Origin of the sequence: Marinobacter sp. bablab_jr003, from assembly GCF_016464245.1 — a bacterium.
Taxonomy (GTDB): Bacteria; Pseudomonadota; Gammaproteobacteria; order Pseudomonadales; family Oleiphilaceae; genus Marinobacter; species Marinobacter vinifirmus.
Window position 1 is genome coordinate 45,254 of sequence record NZ_JADARC010000104.1, and the last position, 9,510, is coordinate 54,763.

Annotated in this window: 10 protein-coding genes and 1 rRNA gene; all 11 read right to left on the bottom strand. The window is 57.6% G+C overall.

Annotation, left to right across the window (positions count from 1 at the left end; all coding sequences use genetic code 11):
• Nucleotides 1-91: 91 nt before the first annotated feature.
• A complete protein-coding gene (locus H3Z84_RS10870; RefSeq protein WP_199457474.1) occupies nucleotides 92-847 on the bottom strand; it encodes a cytochrome c1 in 756 nt (251 codons plus the stop codon).
• Entirely contained in the window at nucleotides 847-2,079 is a 1,233-nt protein-coding gene (locus H3Z84_RS10875) for a cytochrome b (RefSeq protein ID WP_199457473.1), read from the bottom strand. The genes H3Z84_RS10870 and H3Z84_RS10875 overlap by 1 nt, the downstream gene beginning before the upstream one ends.
• Nucleotides 2,079-2,675, bottom strand: coding sequence for a ubiquinol-cytochrome c reductase iron-sulfur subunit (petA, locus tag H3Z84_RS10880; RefSeq protein WP_199457467.1), 597 nt, complete (start codon nucleotides 2,673-2,675; stop codon nucleotides 2,079-2,081). Before petA ends, H3Z84_RS10875 begins: the two co-directional genes overlap by 1 nt.
• Nucleotides 2,676-2,912: 237 nt before the next feature.
• The gene (gene rpsI, locus H3Z84_RS10885; RefSeq protein ID WP_022988665.1) at nucleotides 2,913-3,305 is read right to left on the bottom strand and encodes a 30S ribosomal protein S9; all 393 of its coding nucleotides are present in this window, start codon (nucleotides 3,303-3,305) and stop codon (nucleotides 2,913-2,915) included.
• Nucleotides 3,306-3,317: 12 nt separating this feature from the next.
• Nucleotides 3,318-3,746, bottom strand: a complete 429-nt coding sequence (gene rplM / locus H3Z84_RS10890; protein ID WP_022988664.1) for a 50S ribosomal protein L13 — start codon at nucleotides 3,744-3,746, stop codon at nucleotides 3,318-3,320.
• A 203-nt stretch (nucleotides 3,747-3,949) separates the two neighbouring features.
• Complete coding sequence (locus H3Z84_RS10895; RefSeq protein WP_199457468.1) at nucleotides 3,950-4,741, bottom strand: TatD family hydrolase; 792 nt, start codon at nucleotides 4,739-4,741, stop codon at nucleotides 3,950-3,952.
• Between the two features lie 28 nt (nucleotides 4,742-4,769).
• Nucleotides 4,770-6,350, bottom strand: a complete 1,581-nt coding sequence (prfC, locus tag H3Z84_RS10900; RefSeq protein WP_199457469.1) for a peptide chain release factor 3 — start codon at nucleotides 6,348-6,350, stop codon at nucleotides 4,770-4,772.
• 61 nt (nucleotides 6,351-6,411) lie between these two features.
• A complete protein-coding gene (rimI, locus tag H3Z84_RS10905; RefSeq protein ID WP_232900904.1) occupies nucleotides 6,412-6,849 on the bottom strand; it encodes a ribosomal protein S18-alanine N-acetyltransferase in 438 nt (145 codons plus the stop codon).
• A gap of 47 nt (nucleotides 6,850-6,896) precedes the next feature.
• Nucleotides 6,897-7,673 (bottom strand): hypothetical protein, encoded by a 777-nt coding sequence (locus H3Z84_RS10910; protein WP_199457470.1) that lies wholly within the window; start codon nucleotides 7,671-7,673, stop codon nucleotides 6,897-6,899.
• A 41-nt stretch (nucleotides 7,674-7,714) separates the two neighbouring features.
• Nucleotides 7,715-9,265: a 2-isopropylmalate synthase gene (locus tag H3Z84_RS10915; protein WP_199457471.1), complete on the bottom strand. Its 1,551-nt coding sequence runs from the start codon at nucleotides 9,263-9,265 to the stop codon at nucleotides 7,715-7,717.
• 117 nt (nucleotides 9,266-9,382) lie between these two features.
• A 5S ribosomal RNA gene (gene rrf, locus H3Z84_RS10920) occupies nucleotides 9,383-9,496 on the bottom strand.
• Nucleotides 9,497-9,510: the final 14 nt, after the last annotated feature.

Consider the following 9,510-nt stretch of genomic DNA (forward strand, 5'->3'; position numbering starts at 1 on the left):
TTCTACAAACCGAAACAATCCAGAAAACGCAAAAACCAGCGGACCCGACTGGGCCCGCTGGAATTCAGGATCCGGGATTATACCCTAAATCTTAATGTACGTCTTTCCAGTACTCGCGGTTAAGCAGGTACGCGAAGATGAAGAAGATCACCACAAAGATCAGGACAAAAATCCCCAACCGCTCGCGCTCTACTTTTACCGGGTCACCCATGTAAGACATGAAGTTGGTCAGGTCCCACATAGCCTGGTCGAATTCAGCACCGGACATGCTGCCTTCGATGGCGTACTCGGGGCAGACATCACCATTGTTGATGTTGCCACTGAGCGGCTCTACCGACGCGTCTACACCGATGTTCGGCTTGACCGCACACAGACCCTGCAGGTCAACCATTACGTGGGGCATGCCCACCAGGTCGAACACAGCGTTGTTCACGCCCAGCGGACGGGTCTCGTCCTTGTAGAAGCCACGCAGGTAGGAATATACCCAGGACTCGCCACGCACACGGGTCTCCAGCGTCAGGTCGGGTGGCGGAGCACCGAACCAGTCAGCAGCCATGTCCTTGTTCATGGAGTTCTTCATCAGTTCACCGATCTTGGCACCGGTGAAAATCAGGTTCTCCTCGAACAACTGGGCAGGGATCTCCAGGTCGTCCGCTACACGCTTGTAGCGGGCGTATTCCATGGAGTGGCAACCCATGCAGTAGTTGGTGAACAGTGCCGCACCACGCTGCAGGGATTCCTTGTTGGTATGATCCGGCTCCATCGGGTCAAGAGGAACCGCGACACCAGCTGCCAGGCCGATGGCCGGCAGGATGGCGAAAACGAGACCAAAAATAAGCTTTCTCATCATCCTGTCACCCTTTCTGGAACTGGCTTGGTTTTCTCCATGCGTGTGTAGAACGGCATGAGGATAAAGTACAGGAAGTACAGGGCGGTCAGAATCTGCGCAGCCGTAGTACGACCTTCCGTTGCCGGAACAATACCCAGGTAGCCAAGGATGATGAAGCTCACCGCAAAAATGACCAGTGCGATCTTGCTCAACCAGCCCTTGTAGCGAATAGAGCGAACCGGGCTTCTGTCGAGCCATGGCAGCACGAACAGGATAGCGATGGCCGCACCCATTACCACAACACCCCAGAACTTCGCATCCAGGCCGAACAGGTCAACCGTGACCGCACGCAGCATGGCGTAGAACGGTGTGAAGTACCATACCGGCGCAATGTGCGCAGGCGTCTTCAGGTTGTTAGCCGGCTCGAAGTTCGGCTTCTCGAGGAACAGGCCGCCCATTTCCGGGAAGAAGAACACAACAATGAAGAAGATGAAGAAGAATACCGCCACACCCAGCAGGTCGTGCACGGTGTAGTACGGGTGGAACGGAATACCGTCTTTCGGAATACCGTTTTCGTCTTTGTTCTTCTTGATCTCGATACCGTCAGGGTTGTTGGAGCCAACTTCGTGCAGCGCCAGGATGTGCAGGACAACCAGGCCCAGCAGGACGATCGGCAGGGCAACCACGTGCAGTGCGAAGAAGCGGTTCAGGGTAATACCGGAGATCAGGTAGTCACCGCGAATCCACAGAGACAGGTCTTCACCGATTACCGGGATGGCACCAAACAGGTTAACGATAACCTGGGCACCCCAGTATGACATCTGACCCCAGGGCAGCAGGTAGCCCATGAAGGCTTCAGCCATCAGCACCAGGTAGATCAGCATACCGAAGATCCAGATCAGCTCGCGCGGCTTCTGGTACGAGCCGTACATCAGACCACGGAACATATGCAGGTAGACCACCACGAAGAACGCAGAGGCACCGGTTGAGTGCAGGTAGCGCAACAGCCAGCCCCACTCCACATCACGCATGATGTATTCAACGGAAGCGAAGGCGCCTTCCGCAGACGGGTTGTAGCTCATGGTCAGCCAGATACCGGTAACCAGCTGGTTAACCAGCACGAGCATGGCCAGGGAACCGAAGAAGTACCACATGTTGAAGTTCTTCGGCGCATAGTACTTCGCCAGGTGTTTATTCCAGGCGTCGACGACCGGCAGACGCTCATCTACCCAATTCAGAAGTTTCTGCATCACGCTGCCTCCGGATCAAGACCAACGGTCATGGTCGTGTCGCTGTCATACCGGTAAGGCGGAACCTCCAGGTTCAGAGGCGCCGGCTGCCCGGAGAATACCCGGCCCGACAAATCGAACTTGGAACCGTGACACGGACAGAACAGGCCGCCCAGCCACTCGTCGCCCAGGTCCGCCGGAGCCACTTCCGGACGGTAGGTCGGCACACAGCCCAGGTGAGTACAGATACCCACAAGCACAACAAACTCCGGCTTCAGGGAACGCGTAGGCCCACTGATGTACTCCGGCTGCTGACTGGTAGCTGTAGACTCGGGATCTTTCAATCGCGGAGTGATTTTCTCGATGTTATCGAGCATCTCTGGGGTACGCCGGATAATCCACACCGGCTTTCCGCGCCACTCTACGGTGATCTGCTGACCTGGTTCAATCTTGTCGATGTTGACGGTTACCGGTGCACCCGCTGCTTCCGCTTTCGCACTGGGATTCCAGGACGCTACGAAAGGAACGGCTGCACCGACGACGCCGACACCACCTACCACAGACGTGGCACCGATCAGAAATCGGCGCCGGCCTTGGCTCACGTCGCCATTACTCATTATGGTTTTCTCCCATCAGGCGAGGCACAGATGCGGAAAACCCGACTCTGCGCTTCGAAAAGGACTTCACAACCCGAAAATGTAAGCGCTGAAATGGTAATGAAATTACCCACCGCTTACAAGCCGGAATGGCGGCTGCCCTGCCTTATCCCTGCGCCAGATCAAAAATATTTCCGTCAGCCGGGCATAAAAAAACCCGGCCATAAGACCGGGTTTTCCATCGGCAGGAACTGCCAATTAACGCTTGGAGTACTGCGGACGCTTACGCGCTTTACGCAGACCCACTTTCTTACGCTCAACCTTACGTGCATCACGGGTTACATAACCCGCTTTGCGCAGGGACGGGCGCAGAGTTTCGTCGTATTCCATCAGGGCGCGGGTCAGGCCGTGGCGAATTGCGCCAGCCTGGCCACTGATACCACCACCCTTAACAGTGATAGTGATATCGAAACGATCTTCAGACTCGGCAACCACCAGCGGCTGACGAACGATCATCCGAAGAGTTTCACGACCGAAGAAATCTTCGATGGTGCGACCGTTGATAGAGATGTTACCGCTACCCGGCTTGATAAAGACGCGAGCCGTGGATGATTTGCGGCGACCAGTACCGTAATTTTGTGCTACAGACATATTCGCCTTCCGTTAGATGTCGAGTTCTTTGGGCTGCTGGGCGGCATGAGCATGCTCAGCGCCTGCGTACACTTTCAGCTTCTTGAACATGGCACGGCCGAGCGGGCCTTTCGGAAGCATGCCTTTTACGGCCTTCTGAATGATTTGCTCGGGAGCCTTGTCAACCAGCTTCTCGAAGTTGATGGATTTGATTCCACCCGGAAAGCCGGTATGGCTGTAATACATCTTTGCTGATGCCTTTTTGCCGGTAACCTTCACCTGGCTGGCATTGATAACAATGATGTAGTCGCCAGTGTCCACGTGAGGGGTATACTCAGGCTTATGCTTGCCCCGCAGACGAAGGGCGATTTCGGTTGACAGACGACCCAGCGTCTTGCCGGCTGCGTCTACAACGTACCAGTCACGTTTTACTGTTTCTGGTTTCGCACTCAGAGTCTTCATTGATTCCGCCTTGAACGCTATATAAGAAACGTTAAAAACCACCACCGGTAAATGCAAGGCATCCGGAGGAGGTTCATACCTGTATGTTGACGTTGACACCATTCGGGGCTGAGATAGTGACATCGCCTTGAAAAGCCAGGGCGCGAAGTATACTCGAACCCATCAGGAATGCCAACCCTGCCTCTCGGTGTTTCGTTAAACCCCTATCCCGATGGAGCCAGGACGCTTTCCGACCGCCCGTAAAGGCGACTCACATTCGCCAGCAACACTTCTGCCAGGGCCTCCGCATCCTGCCCCCGCAACCGGGCCAGGCAATCCAGTATCGCCGGCAGGCAAGCCGGGCTATTCATTCCTTTCTCAACGCCGGCCGGCGCCATATCCGGCGCGTCGGTTTCCAGCACCAGGGCTTCTGCCGGCAGCCGGGCTATGGCATCCCGGGTTTTCCGGGCCCGGTCGTGGGTAATCACACCCCCGACGCCGATATAACACCCCAGGTCCACCAACTTACTGGCCTGCTGGTAACTGCCGGAGAACCCGTGCACCAGCGCCCTGCCCTGCCATCGCTCAGCCCGCAGGGCCGCATGGACCTGGTCGTGGGCTTTCACCGAGTGGATCACCAGGGGATAGTCGTGCCGAGCGGCCAGCTGTATCTGGGCACGAAACCAGGGCAGCTGTTCTTCAAAGCTACCCTTCAGGCCATCCAGCCCACATTCACCCACGCCAATACAGCCATCGGGGTGACTGCCCAACCGTTGCCCGAGCAGCTCGAGGTCAGCCTCTGTGTGTTCTTCCACAAACCACGGATGAATACCCAGGCAATACCAGATCCCGCGCGCCGGGTTCGCCAGTGCCTGGACACGATCCCAATCGGCCCTGCGCACCCCCGGCACCACCAGGGCCCTGACCCCGCCCTTTGCGGCTGCGGCCAGCTCCTGCTCCCGAACCCCGTCGAAACGCGGAAAGTCGAAATGGCAATGGGCATCTACCAGCCTCATGGTCACCTCAGCTTCGGGAGCGATTGGCTCAATGCTCCCGGGTTTTGTGGAACTCGACGTCCGGGTACCGCTCCTGGGCCAGGTTCAGGTTCACCATGGTCGGCGCGATATAGGCAAGGCGGTCGGCGCCGTCCAGAGCCACGTTGTCCTGGTTCTTGCGCTGGAACTCGTCCAGTTTGCGGTCGTCAGAGCAGGTCACCCACCGGGCTGTCGCCACATTAATCGGTTCGTAAATAGCCTCAACCTTGTACTCGCTCTTCAGGCGGGCTACCACCACATCAAACTGCAGCACACCAACGGCCCCAACGATCAGGTCGTTGTTACGCATCGGCCGGAACACCTGCACGGCGCCCTCCTCCGACAGCTGGATCAAACCTTTCTGCAGCTGCTTGGCCTTGAGCGGATCCTTCAGGCGAATCCGACGGAACAGTTCCGGCGCAAAGTTCGGAATGCCGGTAAACTTCATGTCTTCGCCGGCGGTGAAGGTATCACCCAGCTGGATCGTACCGTGGTTGTGCAGGCCGATGATATCGCCGGCAAAGGCTTCTTCGGCATGCTCCCGGTCGCCGGCCATAAACGTCAGCGCATCGGAGAACCTTACATCCTTACCGATGCGTACATGGCGGGCTTTCATACCCTGATTGTAGCTGCCGGAAACAATGCGAACGAAGGCAATGCGATCGCGATGCTGCGGGTCCATGTTGGCCTGGATCTTGAACACGAAGCCGGAGAAACCGTCTTCCGTGGGCTGAACCACTCTCTGATCGGTCTCACGGGGTTGCGGGGTCGGTGCCCACTCCACCAGGCCGTCCAGCATGTGGTCCACACCAAAGTTACCCAGCGCCGTACCGAAAAAGACCGGAGTCAGTTCACCGGCCAGGAATGCCTCCTGGTCGAACTCGTGGGAAGCACCTTTCACCAGTTCGATCTCGTCCCGCAGGTCACTGGCATAGCTTCCGATGGCCTCATCCAGCTCCGGACTATCCAACCCTTTGATAGTGCGCTTTTCCTGAATCGTGTGGCCCTGGCCGGACTGGTACAGAATCACCTCGTCACGCAGCAGGTGGTAAACGCCCTTGAAGCCTTTGCCCATGCCGATCGGCCAGGTGATGGGCGCACAAGCGATTTTCAGAACGTCTTCTACCTCGTCCATCAGCTCGATCGGATCCCGGGTATCCCGGTCCAGCTTGTTCATGAACGTGAGGATAGGCGTATCACGCAGCCGGGTAACTTCCATCAGCTTGATGGTCCGCTCCTCTACGCCCTTGGCACTGTCGATAACCATCAGGCAGGAGTCTACGGCGGTCAACGTCCGGTAAGTGTCCTCAGAGAAGTCTTCGTGGCCCGGGGTGTCCAGCAGGTTCACCAGCTTGCCACCGTAGGGAAACTGCATCACCGAGGTGGTTACCGAGATGCCCCGCTCCTTCTCCATCTCCATCCAGTCAGACTTGGCATGCTGGCCGGATTTTTTGCCCTTGACGGTACCTGCTTTCTGGAGAGCCTGTCCGAACAGCAGGACTTTCTCGGTAATGGTGGTTTTACCGGCGTCCGGGTGCGAGATAATCGCGAAGGTGCGGCGCTTGGCCACTTCCTGGGAAAGGTTAGACATAGAAATCGGAAACCTGAATGGTATGGTTGAAAAGCGAGCTATTATACGGGCCAGAGTGGGCTCAGGTGAACCGTAAAGCCATGACTCGGGCATCTTCACGGCCGGGGCCGTCGGGATAGTAGCCTCGCCGGCGGCCTATTTCCCTGAAACCTTCACCGGCATAGAGCTCTATCGCCGCCCGGTTGCTGTCCCGCACTTCCAGGATCATGCAGACCATGCCGTCTTTGACGGATTCTGCCAGCGCGTGCTGCAGTAACTGGCGCCCGGCACCCTGACCGCGCAATTGCGGATGAACACAAATATTCAGCAAATGGGCTTCATCGAACAGGTAGTTGATCACGGCAAACCCCAGAACCCGGTGATCCTGCTCCAGGGCCCAGAGCCGGTAGCCGTCTTTGAAGCAGTCCCGGAAAATACCTTCTGACCATGGGTGCGAATGCCCGAGGCGTTCCAGCTCCATCACCTGTGCCATGTCTTCTGACGCCAGTGTTCGTATCACTGCGCTGTCAGGGCGAAGAAGGACTGATGGTTTACCCACGGCAGTACTCAGGCTTTCAGGGGCTTGATCAGGTGCCACAACTGGCGCTTGCGCTCCGGATCGGTGGCAAGGGTGGCCAGGGACGTCTCGAAAACAACCTCCGGCTCCCGCCCCAGCGCCTGGCTATACCAGTCACCCGCCTTACCCAGGACAACCACCTTCTGCCCGGACAGGCCTCCGAACAGCGCTTCAAGGGCCACAGCAAGGTGTTCAGCGCCGTTGAGGCTCACCTTGAGGTTATTGAACAAGGGCCAGTGCAAGGAATCAGAAGCCTTACAGGCATCCTCACCAAGGCTACGAAGAATATTCCGGGCGAGGGTTTCCTGCAGCGCCAGACTGGAGTCTTCAGACAATTCGGCAATCAGGGTAACCCGCCGCCCGGTCCAGGCCTTCAGATTAAGCCGTGGCACATCCTCAGCGACCGTGACCGGCTCTGCTGGCACAGGTTCAGGCTCGATAGCCTCTACCCCGGGCGCTGACACCTCAGCCGGGCTGACAGGCGACTCGGCGCCCACACTCGCCGGGGCCTTCGCTGACGGCTCCATCAAGCTCTGCAGGCGGGCAATCTTGTCCCGGTTACGGGAAGCCTGCTCCGGGTCAGCACGTCGTGCACGCGGAGCAGCCGGCATAACCGGGACTTCAGGCACAGCAACCGCTTCCGGCTCCTGCACCCCGAAATCGTAATCCGGACTTGGCGCAGCACCGGGAAGGGGATCGCGGGCATACCACATGCGTATGCCCGACATGCCCAGATAGAACTGGCGCTCGGCTTCGGTCTGAATCACATCAGTCTCCGATGGACCTGAATAGCGCACTCATACCCGATTCAGACATCCGCCACCTGGGGATGCTGCCGGATACCGCCTGCGGCAATGAGGTTCAGGGCTTCGATGTAGGCCTTGGCAGAGGCGATAATGATATCGGTATCGGAACCCACACCATTAACGATTCGACCACCCCGCTCAAGGCGCACGGTGACCTCCCCCTGGGCATCGGTACCGCTGGTAATGTTGTTGACCGAATACAGCTGCAGGTTACAGCCAGAATCCACCAGGGACTCGATCGCCTTGAAGGTGGCATCCACGGGGCCGCTACCTTCCGCCTCGACCGTGTGTTCATCGCCATCTACGGTAAGGGTAAGCTTTGCCTTGGGCACTACGCCGGTCTCGGAGCAAACCTGCATGCATACCAGTCCGTAGCGACCGATCTCTTCTTTCTGCTTGGTGTCGCTGGCAATTGCCTGAAGATCTTCATCGAAGATTTCGTGCTTGAGGTCGGCCAGCGCCTTGAACCGGGTGAACGCTTCGTTCAGTTCGGTTTCGGTCTCGAACTGGATACCCAGCTCAAGCAAGCGGGTACGGAAAGCATTACGGCCCGAATGCTTACCCAGCACCAGGCTGTTGGTGTGCCAGCCTACGTCCTGGGCACGCATGATCTCGTAGGTCTCGCGATGCTTGAGCACGCCGTCCTGGTGAATACCGGACTCATGGGCAAAGGCATTGGCACCCACAATTGCCTTGTTCGGCTGAACCGGGAAACCGGTAATGGTGGATACCAGGCGAGACGCCGGGACAATGTGCTGGGTATCGATCCGGGTGTCGATATGGAACAGATCCTGCCGGGTACGTACCGCCATCACGATTTCTTCGAGCGAGGCGTTACCGGCACGCTCGCCCAGGCCGTTGATGGTGCACTCAACCTGGCGTGCACCGCTGCTGACCGCTGCCAGGGAGTTGGCTACGGCAAGCCCCAGGTCGTTATGGCAGTGCACCGAGAAAATGGCTTTATCGGCGTTAGGAATACGGTTGAGCAACTGGCGAATGGTTTCACCAAACTGTTCCGGAATGGCATAGCCCACGGTGTCCGGAATGTTGATGGTGGTTGCACCGGCATCGATGGCCGCTTCGATAATGCGACACAGGAAGTCCAACTCGGAACGGCCGGCGTCTTCGCAGGAGAACTCCACATCATCCACATGGCTACGGGCACGCTTTACTGCCCGCACCGCTTGCTCTACCACTTCGTCTGGCTGCATTTGCAGTTTGTGCTGCATGTGGATAGGCGAGGTTGCGATAAAGGTGTGGATACGGCCACTGGCCGCAGGGCGGATAGCCTCTGCTGCCCGATCAATGTCTTTATCGAGGGCACGGGCAAGGCTGCAAACGGTGGAATCCTTGATGGATTCGGCAATGGCCTTGACCGCCTCGAAGTCACCCTGGCTGGCAACCGCGAAACCCGCTTCGATCACATCCACCCGGAGCTTTTCCAGCACTTTGGCAATACGAAGCTTTTCGTTCTTGTTCATGGTGGCGCCGGGGCTTTGCTCGCCATCCCGGAGAGTGGTATCGAAAATGACCAGATGATCGCTTGCCGCCATCGAAGGGCTCCCGTCAGAAACTTGGATGTGGTTGATGGGAGGCAGTATATCACTTCTCCCGGGCCTGAAATGAAAAAACCCCCGGCAGCAACGCTGTCGGGGGCTTTGGTATTAAGAGCCTGACGATGACCTACTCTCACATGGGCGAACCACACTACCATCGGCGCTGGTCTGTTTCACGTCTGAGTTCGGGATGGGATCAGGTGGTTCCAGACCGCTATGGTCGTCAGGCAAAACGGATGATC

Coding starts and splice junctions, on each gene's coding strand:
- H3Z84_RS10870 (WP_199457474.1), bottom strand. CDS start 847: ATGAGAAAGCTTATTTTTGGTCTCGTTTTCGCCATCCTGCCGGCCATC.
- H3Z84_RS10875 (WP_199457473.1), bottom strand. CDS start 2,079: ATGCAGAAACTTCTGAATTGGGTAGATGAGCGTCTGCCGGTCGTCGAC.
- petA (WP_199457467.1), bottom strand. CDS start 2,675: ATGAGTAATGGCGACGTGAGCCAAGGCCGGCGCCGATTTCTGATCGGT.
- rpsI (WP_022988665.1), bottom strand. CDS start 3,305: ATGTCTGTAGCACAAAATTACGGTACTGGTCGCCGCAAATCATCCACG.
- rplM (WP_022988664.1), bottom strand. CDS start 3,746: ATGAAGACTCTGAGTGCGAAACCAGAAACAGTAAAACGTGACTGGTAC.
- H3Z84_RS10895 (WP_199457468.1), bottom strand. CDS start 4,741: ATGAGGCTGGTAGATGCCCATTGCCATTTCGACTTTCCGCGTTTCGAC.
- prfC (WP_199457469.1), bottom strand. CDS start 6,350: ATGTCTAACCTTTCCCAGGAAGTGGCCAAGCGCCGCACCTTCGCGATT.
- H3Z84_RS10915 (WP_199457471.1), bottom strand. CDS start 9,265: ATGGCGGCAAGCGATCATCTGGTCATTTTCGATACCACTCTCCGGGAT.